We start from the raw sequence: 17,125 nt of genomic DNA on the forward strand, positions 1-17,125 counted from the left end.
CCGACTGTCTGTCCGACCGGGCTCGTCGCATACTAAGCGGTCGCTTGCCCATCAGGGAACAGTCGGATGCGTCACGAACGAGCGGGCCGTGCCCGTACGTGCATCCGCTCCCCTTGCGGGCCGAACAGGCTGAGGAACTCCACCGGCCCCTCCCCCGTCGACCCGAACCAGTGCGGCACCCGGGTGTCGAACTCCGCCGCCTCCCCCGCGGTCAGCACCACGTCGTGCTCCCCCAGCACCAGCCGCAGCTTTCCGGACAGCACGTACAGCCACTCGTAGCCCTCGTGCGTCCGCGGATCGGGTGCCGGCTTGCGCTGCGGTTCGAGGACCTTGAAGGCCTGGAGGCCGCCGGGCTGCCGGGTCAGCGGCCAGTGGGTGCGGCCGCCCCGGACGATCGGCTTGGCGCGCACCCGCGGGTCCCCCACCGGCGGCGCACCCACCAGTTCGTCCAGCGGTACCTGGTGGGCCTGCGCGATCGGCAGCAGCAGTTCGAGGCTGGGCCTGCGCAGGCCCGACTCCAGCCGGGAGAGGGTGCTGACGGAGATGCCGGTGGCCTCCGACAGCGCCGCGAGCGTCACCTCCCGCTCCTTGCGGATCCGTCGCAGCCTCGGGCCCACGCCCGCGAGAACGTCGTCGGTACTCATGGCTGCATTGCAGTTTCGGCAAACGTGTTTGTCAATGCCGCAGCGTCTCGACGACTTCCCCGCCGACCGGGACAGACGAAGGTGTAGGCGGGCCACCCGAGGTGCACCATGACTTCATGCTGCTGAGCCGGCTCGCCCACGTGTCCCAGGAGGTCGCCGCCACCTCGGCGCGGTCCCGGAAGATCGCGCTGCTCGCCGAGCTGTTCCGGGCCGCCGACGCGGACGACGTGCCGATCGTCATCCCGTATCTGGCCGGACGCCTGCCCCAGGGGCGGCTCGGCATCGGCTGGAAGCTCCTGGACCAGGGAGTACCGCCGGCCGAGGAGGCCACGCTCACCGTGCGGGACGTGGACGCCCGGCTGACCCGGATCGGCTCGGTCACCGGCACCGGCTCGCAGGCGGAACGCAGGAGGCTGGTCGGCGCGCTGCTGGCGGCGGCCACCGCCGAGGAGCAGCGGTTCCTGTTCGGCCTGCTCACCGGGGAGGTGCGGCAGGGGGCGCTGGACGCCCACGCCGTGGAGGGGCTGGCCGGGGCGACGGGCGCCGACCCGGCGGACGTACGGCGGGCCGTCATGCTCGCCGGGTCGCTGCAGACCGTGGCGCGGGCCCTGCTCGCCGACGGCCCGGCGGCCCTGGAGGCCTTCCGGCTCACGGTCGGCCGGCCGGTGCTGCCGATGCTGGCGCAGACCGCGTCCTCGGTTGCGGAGGCCGTCCGGAAACTGGGTCCGTGCGCCGTCGAGGAGAAGCTCGACGGCATCCGCGTCCAGGTCCACCGGGACGGCGACGAGGTACACATCCACACCCGGACCCTGGACGACATCACCGACCGCCTGCCGGAGATCACCTCGGCCGCCCTCGAATTGCGGGGCGAGCGGTTCATCCTGGACGGCGAGGTCATCGCCCTGGACGAGGGCGGCAGGCCGCGCTCCTTCCAGGAGACCTCGGGGCGTGTCGGCTCCCGGGTGGACGTGGCGACGGCCGCCGCGACCGTCCCCGTCTCCCCCGTCTTCTTCGACGCGCTGTCCGTGGACGGCCGCGACCTGCTGGACCTGCCGTTCACGGACCGCCACGCCGAGCTCGCCCGGCTGGTCCCCGAACCCATGCGGGTGCGGCGCACGCTCGTGCACGACCCGGGCGGCCCGGGGGACATCGCCGCCGCGGAGACCTTCCTCACCGAGACGCTGAAGCGCGGACACGAGGGCGTGGTGGTCAAGGCGCTCGACGCCCCCTACAGCGCGGGACGGCGCGGCGCGTCCTGGCTCAAGGTGAAACCGGTGCACACCCTCGACCTGGTTGTGCTGGCCGCCGAGTGGGGCCACGGTCGCCGCACCGGCAGGCTGTCCAACCTCCACCTCGGCGCCCGCAACCCCGACGGCTCCTTCACGATGCTCGGCAAGACGTTCAAGGGCATGACGGACGCGATGCTCGCCTGGCAGACCGAGCGGCTGAAGGAACTGGCCGTCGAGGACAACGGCTGGGTGGTGAAGGTACGGCCCGAACTCGTGGTCGAGATCGCCTACGACGGGCTGCAGCGCTCCACCCGCTACCCGGCCGGCGTCACGCTGCGCTTCGCCCGAGTGGTGCGCCATCGGGAGGACAAGCGCCCCGAGGAGGCCGACACCGTGGAGACGCTGCTGGCCGCCCATCCCGAGGTGGCGCCGTGAACGGGCGGAGCAGACGCAGCGCGGGTCTGCTGCTGTTCCGGCGCACCGGCCACGGTCCGGAGGTCCTGCTGGCCCACATGGGCGGCCCGTTCTTCGCCCGCCGTGAGGCCGGCGCGTGGACCGTGCCCAAGGGCGAGTACGACCCCGACGAGCCGTCCTGGGACGCCGCCCGCCGCGAGTTCCGGGAGGAACTGGGGCTGGCGCCGCCCGACGGGGAGGCCGTCCCGCTCGGCGAGGTGCGGCAGAGCGGCGGCAAGACCGTCACGGCCTGGGCGGTCGAGGCCGACCTCGACCCGGCGGCGATCGAGCCGGGCACCTTCACGATGGAGTGGCCGCCGAAGTCGGGGCGCCTGGAGGAGTTCCCGGAGGTGGACCGGGTGGCGTGGTTCGGCCTCGACCGGGCCCGGGAGGTGATCGTGAGCGCACAGAGGGCGTTTCTCGACCGGCTCGCGGAGCACTCGAGCGACGGCGGTGTCCGATGACACCGGGACAACGCCGCCCGCGTTGCGGCCGCCACCGCCGCGCGGGAAGGTCGAAGCAAGCCTTTCCAGGAGGTCAGCCATGCCCATCGCCACCGTGAACCCGGCGACCGGCGAGACGCTCAAGACGTACGACGCCCTGGGCGCGGAGGAGATCGAGCGCAGGCTCGCCGCCGCCGAGGCCGCGTTCCGCACCCATCGCACCACGACGTTCGCCGAGCGGGCGCTGCTCATGCGCAGGGCGGCCGACCTGCTCGAGGAGGAACAGCAGGACATCGCCAGGGTGATCACCACCGAGATGGGCAAGCCGGTCAAGCAGGCCCGCGCCGAGGCCGCCAAGTGCGCCAAGGCGATGCGCTGGTACGCCGACCGTGCCGAGGAGCTGCTCGCCGACGAGGAGCCCGCCGACGTCGACGTGAAGGACTCGGGCGCCTCCCGGGTGATCGTGCGCTACCGGCCGCTCGGCCCGGTGCTCGCCGTGATGCCGTGGAACTTCCCGTTGTGGCAGGTGATCCGGTTCGCCGCGCCCGCGCTGATGGCGGGCAACGTGGGCCTGCTCAAGCACGCCTCCAACGTCCCGCAGACCGCCCTCTACCTGGAGGACCTGTTCCGCCGGGCGGGCTTTTCCGAAGGCTGCTTCCAGACCCTGCTGATCGGCTCCGGAGAGGTCGAGAAGGTCCTGCGCGACCCGCGGGTCAAGGCGGCCACGCTCACCGGCAGCGAGCCGGCGGGCCGGTCCGTCGCCTCGGTCGCCGGGGACGAGATCAAGAAGACGGTGCTGGAACTGGGCGGCAGCGACCCCTTCATCGTCATGCCGTCCGCGGACCTGGACCGGGCCGCGCAGGTCGCGGTGACGGCGCGGGTGCAGAACACCGGGCAGTCCTGCATCGCCGCCAAGCGGTTCATCGTGCACGCGGACGTGTTCGACGCGTTCGCCGAGCGGTTCACAGCCGGGATGAAGGCGCTCAAGGTCGGCGACCCGATGGACGAGGAGACCGAGGTCGGGCCGCTGTACAGCGAGCGGGGCCGGGCCGACCTCGAGGAGCTCGTCGAGGACGCGGTGGAGGCGGGCGCGACGGTGCTGTGCGGCGGCGAGCGGCCCGACCGGCCGGGCTGGTACTACCCGCCGACCGTCCTCGCCGACATCACCCCCGAGATGCGGATCCACCACGAGGAGGCGTTCGGCCCGGTGGCCACGCTGTACCGGGCCACGGACCTCGACGAGGCGGTGGCGATCGCGAACGACTCACCGTTCGGACTGAGTTCGAACGTCTGGACGCGCAACGGGACCGAAGTGGACCGTTTCGTGCAGGATCTGGAGGCCGGCGGGGTGTACGTCAACGGGATGACGGCATCCCACCCGGCGTTCCCGTTCGGCGGGGCCAAGCGCTCCGGTTACGGGCGCGAGCTGGCCGAGCACGGAATCCGCGAGTTCTGCAACATCACCACGGTGTGGCACGGGGCGTGAGCGTTCGACGGTTACGATCGCCTCTGTGAACCGCGAAGTGACCCTTCCTCTGATCGTGGACGACCGCGGGACCTTGCAGGTGGCTGCCGCCGATGTGAGCAAGTTGCTGCGCAGGCTGGGCGGTCGATGGGTGCGGCTTGTGGAGGAGGGGGACCAGGGGCTGGACGAGGACACGGTGGCCGCGTTGGCCATCGAGCTGGCGAAGCTCGCGGACCGCATCGACGTCGCGTGCATCGCGCACAGCAGTGGTTCGTAGGGCGGCCGGGGGCCGCTGCCGTCAGCCCTTGCCGTCCAGTTCCCACAGCGCGTGCCAGAAACCGGTCTCGTGGCTCTGGAGCAGGCGGCCGTAGCGGTGGGCGCGCTCCTCGTTCAGGCGGTCCGCGTCCAGGGCCTCCTGGATCGCCGCGCCCGCCTTCCGGTCCAGGTCCGGGGACGGCTCCGCGAACAGGTCGAAGAAGGCGCAGGCCTCGTCGCTGAAGCCGTAGCAGTGGCGTAGTGCCAGCGCGATCCTCGCGCAGTAGTCGCCCCAGGTCGCGAAGTTGACGCTCAGCGCCAGGGCGACGTCGGCCGGTTCCCCGTTCAGGGCCAGCCAGGCCACGTAGGCGGCATACCCCTGGCACTCCGCCATCGGCTCGTACCCGGCCGGCTTCGCCTCCTGGCAGGCGGCGGCGTACGCGCCCAGGCGGTCCTGGGCCACGGCCTCGGCCTCGGCGAGCGCGGTGAAGAAGTCCGCGCACGCCGGCTGGTCCCGGCAGCGCTCGGCGAGGTGCCGGAAGGCGCGCCGGTCGGAGGCGATCACGTCCCGCTCTTCGGCGGCGAGGGCGGCGAGGGTGGCGGGCCGGGCCGCCCCGCGGGCGATCAGCGGAAGCAGCCGGTTGGCGTGCGGATCGGGGGCGAGCCTCTCGGCGGCCGTCTCCAGCAGTTCCCTGGCCGTACGTGTCATCGGCGCTCCTCCTCGTACTACGCTCTGCGACTTTGCGCACACGTGTCGTCACTGTACGTCCACCACCGGATCGGAGTAGCACCGCGAGATATCCCCGCTGCGCCGGGTGATCGTGGGTGGACCACCCGCGTGCGGGTGACGAACCCCCTTCCGCCGGGGGACGAAGAGTCCTCCGCCAAGGCGAAAGAAGGCGCGCTCCATGGCGACTCTGTGCAAGCCCGCGGTTTCTGTCCCGGAACACGTGATCACGATGGAGGAGACGCTGGACCTGGCGCGCTCCCGCCACCCGGACCACCCCCAACTCCCTCTCGCGCTGCGGCTCATCGCGAACACCGGGGTCAAGACCCGGCACATCGTGCAGCCCATCGAGGAGACCCTGAAACACCCGGGCTTCGAGGAGCGCAACAACCTCTACGAGGCCGAGGCGAAGGCCCGCGTGCCCGCGGTGGTGCAGCGGGCGCTGGACGACGCCGAACTGCTCACCACCGACATCGACGTGATCATCTACGTGTCGTGCACCGGGTTCATGATGCCCTCGCTGACCGCGTGGCTGATCAACTCGATGGGCTTCAGCACCGACACCCGGCAGATACCCATAGCCCAGTTGGGCTGCGCCGCGGGCGGCGCGGCCATCAACCGGGCGCACGACTTCTGCACGGCCTACCCCGACGCCAACGCCCTCATCGTGGCCTGCGAATTCTGCTCGCTGTGCTACCAGCCCACCGACCTGGGCGTCGGCTCACTGCTGTCCAACGGCCTGTTCGGCGACGGCATCGCGGCGGCGGTCGTGCGCGGCAAGGGCGGCACCGGCGTGAAGCTGGAGCGCAACGGCTCGTACCTGATCCCGAAGACCGAGGAGTGGATCGCGTACGACGTCCGGGCCACCGGTTTCCACTTCCTGCTGGACAAGCGGGTGCCCACCACGATGGAACCGCTCGCCCCGGCACTCGACGGACTGGCGAGGCAGCATGGCTGGGACGCCTCCGAGCTGGACTTCTACATCGTCCACGCGGGCGGCCCGCGCATCCTGGACGACCTGAGCAAGTTCCTGCACGTGCCGGCGGAGGCGTTCCGGTTCAGCCGGGCCACGCTCACCGAGTACGGCAACATCGCGAGCGCCGTCGTCCTTGACGCGCTGCGCCGGCTGTTCGAGTCGGGCGGTGCCGAACACGCGGCGCGCGGGCTGCTGGCCGGTTTCGGACCGGGCATCACGGCGGAGATGGCGCTGGGCCGCTGGCACATCTCCGGGAACGGGAAGAAATGAGATGACCACCGACACGGACGACAGGCGGCGCGCCGCGGCCGAGGGGACGAGCAGCGGGGTCCTGCCGCCGGTCCGCCCCTGGCCCGCCTCCCGACCGCCCGGCGTGGACTTCGACCCGGACCTGGCCGAGCTGATGCGCGAAGGCCCGGTCAGCCGGGTCGGGCGGCCCGACGGCGAGGGCTGGGCCTGGCTCGTGACCCGCTACGACGATGTGCGCACGGTCACGAACGACCCCCGGTTCGGCCGTGAGCCGGTCATGGACGGTCGTCCGGCCCGGCTCGCCCCGCACGTCGTCCCGCAGCGGGACGCGGTCACCTTCCCGGACTCCTCCGAGCCCGCCCGGCCGCGCCGCTCGGTCGCCGCGGCCTTCACGGCGCGCGGCGTCGAGCGGGTGCGCGAGGCGACGCGGCGCATGCTCGACGAACTGGTCGACGAGCTGCTCCAGGACGGGCCTCCCGCCGACCTCATCGCGGCGGTCCTCGGCCCCTTCCCCGGCGCCGTGATCTGCGAGCTGATGGGGGTCCCGGCCGCCGACCGGCACGAGGTGCACACCTGGTCAAGGCTCATCCTCTCCCCCGGGCACGGCACGAAGGCCGGTGAGCGGGCCAGGGACGAGATGAACGCGTACTTCACCGGCCTGATCGGCGCCCGTGAGGGCGGCACCGGCGAGGACGTCGTCTCGCTGCTCGGGGCCGCCGTGGGCCTGGGTGAGGCCGCACTCGACGAGGCGGCCGGCCTCGCGGTGCTGCTGCAGATCGGCGCGGAGGCGGTCACCGGCCACACCGGCCGGATGTTCCACCTCCTGCTGACCCGCCCGGACCTGACCGAACGTCTGCGGGCCGAGCCGGCGATCCGCCCCCAGGCCGTCGACGAACTGCTGCGCTACATCCCGCACCGCAACGCCGTGGGACCACCCCGGGTGGCGACGCAGGACGTGGAGGTCGGGGGCGTACGGATCCGGGCGGGTGAGGCGGTGTACGTCTCGTACGCGGCGGCGAACCGCGACCCCGGCGTCTTCCCGGACCCTGAGACGATCGACTTCGCGCGCTACCCGAACCCCCATGTGGCGTTCGGCTCCGGCCCGCAGCGCTGCCCGGGCGGCATGCCGGCCAGGCTGGCGTCCGAGATGCTGCTGGACGCCCTCCTGGACCGGGTGCCGGGGCTGCGGCTCGCGGTGCCGCCCGATGAGGTCCCCTTCCGCGAGGGCGCGCTGACCCGCGGGCCCGATGCCCTTCCCGTGACGTGGTGAGCGGCTCATGACGACGACTGACAGACCAGTGGCCACCGAGGGCCTGTTCGTGCCGCCGGGTCAGGGACGCGTGGTCCAGACACCGGCCCAGCACGTGACGTTCAAGGTGACCGGCTCGCACTCGCGCATGGCGTCCACGTTCGAGGTGATCGTGCCTCCGGGCTTCGACGTCGGCGCCCATGTGCACACGCGCAGCGAGGAGCTCTTCTACGTGCTCGAGGGCGAGCTGGACGTGCTCGCCTTCGAGCCACGCGTACGGACCCCCGACAACTGGCAGAAGTGGGAGTCGAGCTCGGGCCGCCGGGTGCTCCGCGCCACCCCTGGCACCGTCATCGTCGTGCCACCCGGCTGCCCCCACGCCTTCGCGAACCCGACGGAGACCCCGGCGAAGATGTTCTTCCAGGCGTCCCCGCCCCCGGACCACGAACGCTACTTCGAGGAACTCCTGGAGATCCTCGCCGACGGGGGCCCGCCGGACCACGAGGCGATCGAGGCACTGCGCAGGCGGTACGACATCGAGCAGATCACGCCGCTCAAGCACCGTTAGAGCCTGGTGAGGGGCCCTCAGCGAATGGGCATGCCGGAAAGGGTCCGGGCGATCACCAGCCGCTGGATCTCGCTCGTGCCCTCGAAGATCGTATAGATGGCCGCGTCCCGGTGCATGCGCTCCACGGGGTACTCCCGGGTGTACCCGTTGCCCCCGAGGATCTGTATCGCCTGGGCGGTGACCTTCTTCGCCGTCTCGCTCGCGAACAGCTTCGACATCGACCCCTCGGCAGCGGTGAACGGCTTGCCGTTGATCGCCATCCACGAGGCCCGCCACACCAGCAGCCGCGCGGCGTCGATCTGCGTCCGCATGTCCGCGAGCTGGAAGGCGACGCCCTGGTTGTCGATGATCGGCCGCCCGAACTGCTCGCGCGTCATGGCGTAGTCGAGGGCCACCTCGTAGGCGGCGCGAGCGGTGCCCACCGCCATGGCTCCCACCGCGGGACGGCTCGCCTCGAACGTGGCCATCGCCGCGTTCTTCACGCGCTCCCCGCCCTTCCTGGCGTTCTCCCGGGCGCGGGCGAGCCGCTCGTCCAGCTTCTGCTTGCCGCCGAGCAGGCAGGAGCCGGGGACGCGGACGTTGTCGAGGATCACCTCGGCGGTGTGCGAGGCGCGGATGCCGTGCTTCTTGAACTTCTGGCCCTGGGCGAGGCCCGGCGTGTTCGGCGGGATGATGAAGGATGCGTGACCCTTGGAGCCCAGCTCGGGGTCGACGACCGCGACCACGACGTGGACGCCCGCGATGCCGCCGTTGGTCGCCCAGGTCTTGGTGCCGTTGATCACCCACTCGTCCTTGGCCTCGTCGTACACGGCGCGTGTGCGCATGGAGGCGACGTCGGAGCCGGCGTCGGGCTCGGAGGAGCAGAAGGCGGCCACCTTGACGTCGTTGGCGTCGCCGTACATCTGGGGGATCCAGGTGCCGATCTGCTCCTCGGTGCCGTTGGCGAGGACGCCGACGGCGGCGAGTCCGGTGCCGACGATCGACAGGGCGATGCCCGCGTCGCCCCAGAACAGCTCCTCCATCGTCATGGGGATGCCGAGACCCGTGGAGTCGAAGTACTGCTGGGCGTAGAAGTCGAGGGAGTAGATGCCGACCTTCGCGGCCTCCTGGATGACCGGCCAGGGAGTCTCCTCACGCTCGTCCCATTCGGCGGCCGCGGGGCGGATGACATCGGCGGCGAAGCCGTGCAGCCAGTCGCGGACCTCCTTCTGTTCGTCGTTGAGCTCCATGGTGAACTCGGCCATGTCCCCTCCAGCACTGCGCTAACGTGTTACTTGCGGTAACAGCAGTCTGTTACTCACCAGTAGGAGAAGTCAACTCCCGGGCCGGCCGGGCCGTCCCCTTGGCAAGTCGGCAGCTCGTTCGATACCGACCCGCCTTTCAGTGTTACTTTGCGCAGGCGTCACCGAATCAGGACGGGTGGGGAGAGATGATGGACACCACGCAGCGGACCGATCAGGAGCGGTCCGCCGACCGCCGACGGCGAGAGTTGCTGGAGGCCGCCGACCGAGTGGTGCTGCGCGACGGCCCCGGGGCCTCGATGAACGCCATCGCCGCCGAGGCCGGCATCACCAAGCCGATCCTCTACCGCCACTTCGGCGACAAGGGCGGGCTGTACGCGGCGCTCGCCAAACGCCACACGGACGCGCTGCTCGACTCGCTGCGGGCGGCGCTGGACGCCCCGGCGGACCGGCGCGAGCGGGTGGAGTCCACGCTGGACACGTACCTGGCGGCGATCGAGGCACGACCGCAGGTGTACCGCTTCCTGATGCATCCGGCGGAGGGCGGCTCGCAGAACGACCAGGGCTTCGACACCGGCCGCCACTCGATCCCGCTGCTGCGCCGCATGGGTGAGGAACTGGCCCAGGTCATCGAGGAACGCCTGGACCTCGGCCCGGACACCCACCAGCTCGCCCGGGTGTGGGGCCACGGCATCGTCGGCATGATGCACGCGGCCGGCGACTGGTGGCTGGGGGAACGGCCGTGCTCGCGGGCGGAGTTGGTACGGAGCCTGGCGGACCTGTTGTGGGGTCGCCTGGCTGCAGCAGGGGACCGTTTGGGGGGCCCAGGGTTCTGAGGAGCGCCCCTGAGGGGCGCGGGGAACTGCGCGAGCAACCACAACGCCCCCGCAGTCGCCGACGTTCATCACCCCCACGGCGCTCGCGCCACCTGTCGCATCACGCGACGGTGGCGCCGGCCACTGAGCCGATCCACGTACAGACCACCGGCCAGGTGATCGCACTCGTGCTGCAGGCACCGGGCGAACCACCCGGTGCCCTCCACCCGCACCGGCTCTCCACTCACCGTGAACCCCTCGACTACCGCCCGGTCGAACCGCTCCGTCCCCGCCTCCAGCCCCGGCAGGGACAGGCACCCTTCCGGCCCCCGGATCACCACACCGTCCGCCTCCAAGAGCCGTGGGTTCACCACATGCCCCAGGTGACGCACGTCCTCGTCGTCCGGACAGTCGTACACGAACACCCGCAACGGCTCGCCGACCTGATTCGCGGCCAGGCCGACCCCCCGCGCGGCGTACATCGTCGCGAACATGTCCTCGACGAGCCGGGCGAGTTCGGGTCCGAACTCGGTGACGTCCCTGCACGGCTCGCGAAGTACGCGGTCGCCGAGCACGGTGATGGGCCGGACGCGCCCTCGGGCGCCCGGGATGGTGCGATGTGGCATGCCGGCAAGGGTACGGTCGGCAGGGCCGCGCGGGCGCCGGGGTGGTGCCGCGGTTCGGGGGCGTGCGGGGATCTCGATAGGCTGAGGCCCACACGTTGCCGGAACAGGGCGCGGCGTTGTACGCAAGGAGGATCGAGAACTGATGGCAGGCAACTCGGACCCGCTGACGCCGCGGGCCAAGCTGGCCGTGACCGCGGGCAAGGCGGTCGCTGCGGCATCGCGCGCCGCGGGGCGCGGCAGCGGTTCGGTGATCGGCGGCCGAGTGGCGCTGAAGCTCGACCCCGACCTCCTTGCCCGGCTCGCCCAGAACCTGGACGTCGTCCTGGTCTCGGCGACCAACGGCAAGACCACGACCACCCGGCTGATCGCGGAGGCGCTGCGCGCGGCGGGCCCGGTCGTCTCCAACGCGCTCGGCGCCAACATGCCCGCCGGCATCACCTCGGCGCTGGCGGGCGGTTCGGACGCCAAGTTCGCTGTGATCGAGGTCGACGAGAAGTACCTCGCCGGTGTCGCCCGCGACACCGACCCGAAGTGCATCGCGCTGCTGAACCTCTCCCGCGACCAGCTCGACCGCGCCGCCGAGACCCGCATGCTCGCGGAGAACTGGCGTGAGGGCCTGGCCGGGTCCAAGTCCGTCGTCGTCGCGAACGCCGACGACCCGCTGGTCGTGTGGGCCGCGTCCTCCTCGCCCAATGTGATCTGGGTCGCCGCCGGCCAGATGTGGAAGGACGACGCCTGGTCCTGCCCGTCCTGCGGCGGTGTGATGCAGCGCCCCGGCGACGACTGGTACTGCGGCGAGTGCGGGTTCCGCCGGCCGACCCCGAGCTGGGCGCTGTCCGGGGACCACGTCCTCGACCCGCACGGCTCCGCCTGGCCCATCCACCTCCAGCTGCCGGGCCGCGCCAACAAGGCGAACGCCGCCAGCTCGGCCGCCGTCGCCGCCGTCTTCGGCGTGCCCCCGCAGGTCGCGCTCGAGCGCATGTACCAGGTGCAGGCGGTGGCCGGGCGCTACGACGTGGTCCAGTTCCAGAACCGCGACCTGCGCCTGCTGCTGGCGAAGAACCCGGCCGGCTGGCTGGAGACGTTCTCGCTGATCGACCCGCCGCCGACCCCGGTGATCCTCTCCGTGAACGCGCGCTCGGCCGACGGCACCGACACCTCCTGGCTGTGGGACGTCGACTACACCCGGCTGACCGGCCACCCGATCTTCGTCATCGGCGACCGCAAGCTGGACCTCGCCGTGCGCCTGGAGGTCGCGAACCAGTCCTTCCAGGTCTGCGAGAACCTCGACCAGGCCGTGCAGCTGGCGCCGCCGGGCCGGATCGAGGTCATCGCCAACTACACCGCGTTCCAGGACCTGCGCCGCCGCGTCGGCAACTGATCACGAAGGACGATCATCGATGAGTGACAACCAGTTGCGTCTGGTGTGGATCTACCCGGACCTGCTGAGCACCTACGGCGACCAGGGCAACGCGCTCGTCGTGGAGCGCCGGGCCCGCCAGCGTGGCCTCGACGTGGCCCGCCTCGACGTGCGCAGCGACCAGCCGATCCCGACCTCCGGCGACATCTACCTGATCGGCGGCGGCGAGGACCGTCCGCAGCGGCTCGCGGCCGAGCGGCTGCGCCGGGACGGGCACCTGTACCAGGCGGTGCAGAACGGCGCGATCGTGTTCTCCGTGTGCGCCGGCTACCAGATCCTGGGCCACGAGTTCATCAACGACCTCGGGCAGCGCGAGCCGGGCCTCGGTCTGCTCGACGTGGTGTCGGTGCGCGGTGAGGGCGAGCGGTGCGTCGGCGACGTCCTCGCGGACATCGACCCGCGGCTCGGCCTGCCCCCGCTGACCGGCTTCGAGAACCACCAGGGCGTCACCCACCTCGGCCCGACCGCCCGCCCGTTCGCACAGGTGAAGCTCGGCAAGGGCAACGGCACGGGCGACGGCACGGAGGGCGCGTACAACGACACGGTCTTCGGCACGTACATGCACGGTCCCGTACTGGCGCGCAACCCGCAGATCGCGGACCTGCTGCTGAAGCTGGCGCTGGACGTCAACGCGCTGCCGCCGGTCGACGACCGCTGGTACGAGGCGCTGCGCAACGAGCGCATCGCGGCCGCGCAGCAGCCTGCGTAGGCAGAGCCCAGGTCGGTAGCCCCCTCGGCCGGCCTGCGGCAACCGGCCCGTCTGACAGTGCGTCCGCACAGCTGAGCGGGGGCGTCCAGCAGGCGGACGCACGGTGCGGCCCCGCCCCCCTCCGCCGGTAGGGTGGCGGGGATCGAGCCGGACAGCGCGGTCCGGTCCCGTGCCCACGTTGAGAAGGTTGTTCGGGCTATGCGCATTGGTGTCCTCACGTCCGGTGGTGACTGCCCCGGTCTGAACGCCGTCATCCGGTCCGTCGTACACCGCGCCGTCGCCGACCACGGCGACGAGGTCATCGGCTTCCGGGACGGCTGGAAGGGTCTCCTGGAGTGCGACTACCTCAAGCTCGACCTGGACGCGGTCAGCGGCATCCTGGCCCGCGGCGGCACCATCCTCGGCTCTTCCCGGGTACGTCCCGAGCACCTTCGGGACGGCGTGGAGCGGGCCCGGGGCCATGTCGAGGAACTGGGTCTCGACGCGATCATCCCGATCGGCGGTGAGGGCACGCTCAAGGCGGCCCGGCTGCTGTCCGACAACGGTCTGCCGATCGTCGGCGTGCCGAAGACCATCGACAACGACATCGCCGTCACGGACGTCACCTTCGGCTTCGACACGGCCGTCGGTGTGGCCACCGAGGCGCTGGACCGGCTGAAGACCACCGCGGAGTCGCACCAGCGGGTGCTGATCGTGGAGGTCATGGGCCGCCACACCGGCTGGATCGCGCTGCACTCCGGCATGGCGGCCGGCGCACATGCGATCGTCGTGCCGGAGCGCCCCTTCGACATCGAGGAGTTGACCGCCCGGGTCGGCGAACGGTTCGCCGCGGGCAAGCGGTTCGCGATCGTCGTCGCCGCGGAGGGGGCCAAGCCGAAGCGCGGCACGATGGAGTTCGACGAGGGCGGCAAGGACATCTACGGGCACGAGCGGTTCGCCGGGATCGCCCGGCAGCTCTCGCTGGAGCTGGAGGAGCGGCTCGGCAAGGAGGCCCGTCCGGTGATCCTCGGCCATGTGCAGCGTGGTGGTACGCCCACGGCGTACGACCGGGTGCTGGCGACGCGGTTCGGGTGGCATGCGGTCGAGGCCGTGCACCGGGGCGAGTTCGGCATGATGACCGCGCTGCACGGCACGAAGATCGTGATGGTGTCGCTGGCAGAGGCGGTGGAGACGCTCAAGACGGTGCCGATGGAGCGCTACGCCGAGGCGGAGTGTGTTCTGTAACGCATCGGCAGGCTTCAGCCGCCCCCGGTCGCAGCCGCGGCCGGGGGCGGTTCTACTCTGGGTGCGGACAGACAGCTGTGGACAGACAGCGCACAACCCCCACGAAACAGGAGCCGGCGGATGGATCACAGCGGGCACGGCATGACCATGGATCTGCCGCCGTTCACGCTGGGGCGGGGGCTCGTCTGGTCGACGGACCCGTTCTTCCTCGTCGCCTGCCTGGTCGGGCTCGGGCTGTACGGGTGGGGCGTCGTCCGGCTCGTGCGCCGCGGGGACAAGTGGCCGGCCGGCCGGACCCTCGCGTACGTCGTCGGAGTACTGATCGTGCTGCTCACCATGTGCACCAGGCTGAACGACTACGGCATGGTCATGTTCAGCGTGCACATGGTGCAGCACATGCTGATCAGCATGCTGGCGCCGATCCTGATCCTGCTCGGTGCGCCGATCACCCTGGCACTGCGCGCCCTGCCGACCGCGGGCCGCGGCCGCAAGGGGCCTCGTGAGCTGCTGCTGATGCTGCTGCACAGCCGCTACCTGCGGATCATCACGCACCCGGCGTTCACCATCCCGCTGTTCATCGCGAGCCTGTACGGGCTGTACTTCACCCCGCTCTTCGACTTCCTGATGGAGTCCAAGGCCGGGCACATCGCGATGATGGTGCACTTCCTCGCCGTCGGCCTGGTGTTCTTCTGGCCCATCATGGGCATCGACCCGGGCCCGCACCGGCCCGGGCATCTGATGCGGATGCTGGAGCTGTTCGCGGGCATGCCGTTCCACGCGTTCTTCGGTATCGCCCTGATGATGGCGTCCACACCGATGGTCGACGCCTACCGGAACCCGCCCGCCTCGCTCGGCATCGACGCCCTGGCGGACCAGACGTCGGCGGGCGGCATCGCCTGGGCGTTCAGCGAGGTCCCGTCCGTGCTGGTGCTGCTCGCGCTGCTGTTCCAGTGGTACAGGTCGGAGCAGCGGCAGGCCAAGCGGACGGACCGGGCCGCGGACCGCGACGGCGACAAGGAACTCGAGGCGTACAACGCCTATCTCGCCTCACTCAACGCACGCGGCCGCTGAGTTCCGTCACACCGCTGAATTCCCTTTCTTTTCAGGCTGCCTGAAGTACCGCTCCATTCGGTAGCCTGGTGCGGTGACGCCCTGCCGCCGCTCTGCAGGGCGCGGGGGGACCGCAGGGGGGAGCGGTGATGACAATGCGTGCGTCTCTGCACAGGGTGGGGAAATCCCTGGCCCGCAGGATCGGCGTTCTGCTGGCCGCAGTACTGGTCGTCGTCGGCTGCGGAAAAAGCGCACAGACGTTCGTGGTGAAGGCCGTCGCCGCCGGGATTCCGTCGCTGAATCCCTTCTTCGACGAGCGCAGCGGTCTCGGGCACGACACCACGGTCCGCATCCGGGAGCTGCCCGGAGGCCTGCAGGCCGGGAACACGCCCGGGCTCTACGGCGGTTCCCGGCAGCCCACGATCTGTGACGTCGAGCGGCTGAAGGAATTCCTCACCGATCCCGGGAACGACCGCAAGGCGAAGGTCTGGGCGCAGGTCCTCGGAATTACCCAGGCACAGATCCCCGGCTATCTCGACCGGCTCACACCGGTCCTGCTGCGTCACGACACTCTCGTCCAGAACCACGACTACAAGAAGGGCAGGGCCACCCCTTTCAACTCGCTGCTCCAGGCCGGAATCGCCGTATTAGTGAACGACGAGGGGCAGCCCACGGTGAAATGCTCCTGTGGAAACCCGCTGCGCCCGTTCCAGGGCGACACCACACGGATTTCGGTCACGTTCGAGGACGGCAACAGGAAATGGGCCGGTTATGACCGTTCCTCGGTGGTGGCGGTCAGGCCCGCGCCGCAGCCGCTGACCCGGCTGGTGCTCGTCGACGTCGACGACCCGGGCCGCGGGATCAACCGCCCCGTCGGGACGGCGGGTGGTCACGACTCCCCCTTCGACGCCCGGGTGCGGCACCGGGTGCCCCGGGTGACGGGGATGCCGTTCGCCGAGGCCGGCCGGCGGCTGACGGACCTGGGACTCGCGGTCGCCTACGCCGGGAAGGGGGTGCCGCCCGACGAGGCCCTGGTCACGGGATCGGATCCCGCGCCGGGCACCGAGCTGGCGTTCGGGCAGTACGTCACTCTGTCGGTGGCCGCCGCCACCACGGACGGACCCGGGGGCGGCACGAGGGCAACGTCCACTCCCCCGTCGTCGGGCGGGACGACGGCACCGGGGAAGGGCGGCGGCACCTCTCCCTCGACGCCGGCCGACAGCGGGAAGGTCTCCTCCCCGCCGGGGTCGGGCGGCTCGTCCTCGCCCCCGGCGTCGGGGGGCTCCTCCTCGCCGTCGGGGAGCGGCGCGAGCACCTCGGGCGGCTCCTCACCGTCCAGGACCACCCAGCCGCCCACGTCGGGCAGCGCGGCTCCGTCCGGTACGGCGCCCGGGGCGACCGGTTCACCGACCACCGGCAAACCGGGCTCGAGCAGCGCGCCCGCGACGTCGGCGCCCGGCCCCTCCAAGACGTCCGGCTCGTCCAAGTCGCCCGGCTCGTCCAAGTCGCCCGGCCCCTCGAAGTCGCCCGGCCCCTCGAAGTCGCTCGACCCGTCCGAGCCACCCGACCCGTCCAAGCCCTCCCCGTCCAAGCCATCGAGGCCCGTCACCTCGGCGCCCGAGACCGGCAGGCCGTCGACCGCCGCGCCGCCGACCGGGAGACCGGCCACGAGCAAGCCCGCCACCGGCGCACCGGCCACCAGCGCGCGAGAGGTCACGCCCAGCCCGTGACCGGTCGGCCCACGGACGTCCCGCACCAGACCGCCGCATCACACCGGGGAGC

Annotated in this window: 16 protein-coding genes and 1 pseudogene; 13 read left to right on the plus strand and 4 right to left on the minus strand. The window is 71.3% G+C overall.

Translation table 11 applies throughout. The features are described from left to right. Window positions 1-71 precede the first annotated feature (71 nt). Window positions 72-644 (minus strand): helix-turn-helix domain-containing protein, encoded by a 573-nt coding sequence (locus tag N8I84_RS06570; protein ID WP_263228669.1) that lies wholly within the window; start codon window positions 642-644, stop codon window positions 72-74. Between the two features lie 116 nt (window positions 645-760). Here N8I84_RS06570 and N8I84_RS06575 point away from each other — a divergent pair, with 116 nt between their 5' ends. The 4 genes from N8I84_RS06575 (at window position 761) to N8I84_RS06590 (ending at window position 4,511) form a co-directional block, all read left to right on the plus strand. Further along, a complete protein-coding gene (locus tag N8I84_RS06575; protein WP_263228670.1) occupies window positions 761-2,308 on the plus strand; it encodes an ATP-dependent DNA ligase in 1,548 nt (515 codons plus the stop codon). Next, complete coding sequence (locus N8I84_RS06580; protein ID WP_263228671.1) at window positions 2,305-2,790, plus strand: NUDIX domain-containing protein; 486 nt, start codon at window positions 2,305-2,307, stop codon at window positions 2,788-2,790. Before N8I84_RS06575 ends, N8I84_RS06580 begins: the two co-directional genes overlap by 4 nt. Window positions 2,791-2,869: 79 nt before the next feature. Next, window positions 2,870-4,255 carry an NADP-dependent succinic semialdehyde dehydrogenase gene (locus N8I84_RS06585; protein WP_263228672.1) on the plus strand — a complete coding sequence of 462 codons (1,386 nt, stop codon included), beginning with the start codon at window positions 2,870-2,872 and terminating at the stop codon, window positions 4,253-4,255. Window positions 4,256-4,280: 25 nt separating this feature from the next. Then, window positions 4,281-4,511 (plus strand): DUF6213 family protein, encoded by a 231-nt coding sequence (locus N8I84_RS06590; protein WP_103839044.1) that lies wholly within the window; start codon window positions 4,281-4,283, stop codon window positions 4,509-4,511. 21 nt (window positions 4,512-4,532) lie between these two features. Here the strand turns inward: N8I84_RS06590 and N8I84_RS06595 are convergent, their stop codons facing one another. Next, window positions 4,533-5,198 carry a transcriptional regulator gene (locus N8I84_RS06595; protein WP_263228673.1) on the minus strand — a complete coding sequence of 222 codons (666 nt, stop codon included), beginning with the start codon at window positions 5,196-5,198 and terminating at the stop codon, window positions 4,533-4,535. Window positions 5,199-5,388: 190 nt separating this feature from the next. On the opposite strand from N8I84_RS06595, the pseudogene N8I84_RS06600 reads away from it, so the two are divergent. The 3 genes and pseudogenes from N8I84_RS06600 to N8I84_RS06610 form a co-directional block, all read left to right on the plus strand. After that, a pseudogene (locus N8I84_RS06600) lies at window positions 5,389-6,462 on the plus strand (type III polyketide synthase); the annotation flags it as partial. A gap of 1 nt (window position 6,463) precedes the next feature. Further along, window positions 6,464-7,711 (plus strand): cytochrome P450, encoded by a 1,248-nt coding sequence (locus N8I84_RS06605; protein WP_263228674.1) that lies wholly within the window; start codon window positions 6,464-6,466, stop codon window positions 7,709-7,711. Between the two features lie 7 nt (window positions 7,712-7,718). Then, on the plus strand, window positions 7,719-8,258 hold the full coding sequence (locus tag N8I84_RS06610; RefSeq protein WP_200422042.1) for a cupin domain-containing protein: 540 nt from the start codon (window positions 7,719-7,721) through the stop codon (window positions 8,256-8,258). 17 nt (window positions 8,259-8,275) lie between these two features. On the opposite strand, the gene N8I84_RS06615 is transcribed toward N8I84_RS06610, so the two are convergent. Beyond that, window positions 8,276-9,502 (minus strand): acyl-CoA dehydrogenase family protein, encoded by a 1,227-nt coding sequence (locus N8I84_RS06615; RefSeq protein ID WP_263228675.1) that lies wholly within the window; start codon window positions 9,500-9,502, stop codon window positions 8,276-8,278. A gap of 188 nt (window positions 9,503-9,690) precedes the next feature. Between N8I84_RS06615 and N8I84_RS06620 the strand changes: the two genes are divergently transcribed. Further along, window positions 9,691-10,335, plus strand: coding sequence for a TetR/AcrR family transcriptional regulator (locus tag N8I84_RS06620; RefSeq protein WP_263234684.1), 645 nt, complete (start codon window positions 9,691-9,693; stop codon window positions 10,333-10,335). Between the two features lie 68 nt (window positions 10,336-10,403). Here the strand turns inward: N8I84_RS06620 and def are convergent, their stop codons facing one another. Further along, window positions 10,404-10,940: a peptide deformylase gene (def, locus tag N8I84_RS06625; RefSeq protein ID WP_263228676.1), complete on the minus strand. Its 537-nt coding sequence runs from the start codon at window positions 10,938-10,940 to the stop codon at window positions 10,404-10,406. A gap of 142 nt (window positions 10,941-11,082) precedes the next feature. On the opposite strand from def, the gene N8I84_RS06630 reads away from it, so the two are divergent. The 5 genes from N8I84_RS06630 (at window position 11,083) to N8I84_RS06650 (ending at window position 17,073) form a co-directional block, all read left to right on the plus strand. Continuing rightward, on the plus strand, window positions 11,083-12,321 hold the full coding sequence (locus N8I84_RS06630; protein WP_263228677.1) for a MurT ligase domain-containing protein: 1,239 nt from the start codon (window positions 11,083-11,085) through the stop codon (window positions 12,319-12,321). Between the two features lie 19 nt (window positions 12,322-12,340). Then, on the plus strand, window positions 12,341-13,069 hold the full coding sequence (locus tag N8I84_RS06635; RefSeq protein ID WP_263228678.1) for a type 1 glutamine amidotransferase: 729 nt from the start codon (window positions 12,341-12,343) through the stop codon (window positions 13,067-13,069). 198 nt (window positions 13,070-13,267) lie between these two features. Further along, the gene (locus N8I84_RS06640; RefSeq protein WP_263228679.1) at window positions 13,268-14,293 is read left to right on the plus strand and encodes a 6-phosphofructokinase; all 1,026 of its coding nucleotides are present in this window, start codon (window positions 13,268-13,270) and stop codon (window positions 14,291-14,293) included. Window positions 14,294-14,413: 120 nt separating this feature from the next. Continuing rightward, window positions 14,414-15,364 (plus strand): cytochrome c oxidase assembly protein, encoded by a 951-nt coding sequence (locus N8I84_RS06645; protein ID WP_263228680.1) that lies wholly within the window; start codon window positions 14,414-14,416, stop codon window positions 15,362-15,364. A 128-nt stretch (window positions 15,365-15,492) separates the two neighbouring features. Then, window positions 15,493-17,073: a DUF6777 domain-containing protein gene (locus N8I84_RS06650; RefSeq protein ID WP_263228681.1), complete on the plus strand. Its 1,581-nt coding sequence runs from the start codon at window positions 15,493-15,495 to the stop codon at window positions 17,071-17,073. Window positions 17,074-17,125: the final 52 nt, after the last annotated feature.

Origin of the sequence: Streptomyces cynarae, from assembly GCF_025642135.1 — a bacterium.
Taxonomy (GTDB): domain Bacteria; phylum Actinomycetota; class Actinomycetes; order Streptomycetales; family Streptomycetaceae; genus Streptomyces; species Streptomyces cynarae.

Excerpts from the sequence above, each read along its gene's own strand:
- def (WP_263228676.1), bottom strand. The coding sequence starts at position 10,940 with ATGCCACATCGCACCATCCCGGGCGCCCGAGGGCGCGTCCGGCCCATC.
- N8I84_RS06645 (WP_263228680.1), top strand. The coding sequence starts at position 14,414 with ATGGATCACAGCGGGCACGGCATGACCATGGATCTGCCGCCGTTCACG.
- N8I84_RS06605 (WP_263228674.1), top strand. The coding sequence starts at position 6,464 with ATGACCACCGACACGGACGACAGGCGGCGCGCCGCGGCCGAGGGGACG.
- N8I84_RS06640 (WP_263228679.1), top strand. The coding sequence starts at position 13,268 with ATGCGCATTGGTGTCCTCACGTCCGGTGGTGACTGCCCCGGTCTGAAC.
- N8I84_RS06575 (WP_263228670.1), top strand. The coding sequence starts at position 761 with ATGCTGCTGAGCCGGCTCGCCCACGTGTCCCAGGAGGTCGCCGCCACC.
- N8I84_RS06650 (WP_263228681.1), top strand. The coding sequence starts at position 15,493 with ATGACAATGCGTGCGTCTCTGCACAGGGTGGGGAAATCCCTGGCCCGC.
- N8I84_RS06595 (WP_263228673.1), bottom strand. The coding sequence starts at position 5,198 with ATGACACGTACGGCCAGGGAACTGCTGGAGACGGCCGCCGAGAGGCTC.
- N8I84_RS06615 (WP_263228675.1), bottom strand. The coding sequence starts at position 9,502 with ATGGCCGAGTTCACCATGGAGCTCAACGACGAACAGAAGGAGGTCCGC.
- N8I84_RS06635 (WP_263228678.1), top strand. The coding sequence starts at position 12,341 with ATGAGTGACAACCAGTTGCGTCTGGTGTGGATCTACCCGGACCTGCTG.
- N8I84_RS06610 (WP_200422042.1), top strand. The coding sequence starts at position 7,719 with ATGACGACGACTGACAGACCAGTGGCCACCGAGGGCCTGTTCGTGCCG.
- N8I84_RS06620 (WP_263234684.1), top strand. The coding sequence starts at position 9,691 with ATGGACACCACGCAGCGGACCGATCAGGAGCGGTCCGCCGACCGCCGA.
- N8I84_RS06630 (WP_263228677.1), top strand. The coding sequence starts at position 11,083 with ATGGCAGGCAACTCGGACCCGCTGACGCCGCGGGCCAAGCTGGCCGTG.
- N8I84_RS06585 (WP_263228672.1), top strand. The coding sequence starts at position 2,870 with ATGCCCATCGCCACCGTGAACCCGGCGACCGGCGAGACGCTCAAGACG.
- N8I84_RS06570 (WP_263228669.1), bottom strand. The coding sequence starts at position 644 with ATGAGTACCGACGACGTTCTCGCGGGCGTGGGCCCGAGGCTGCGACGG.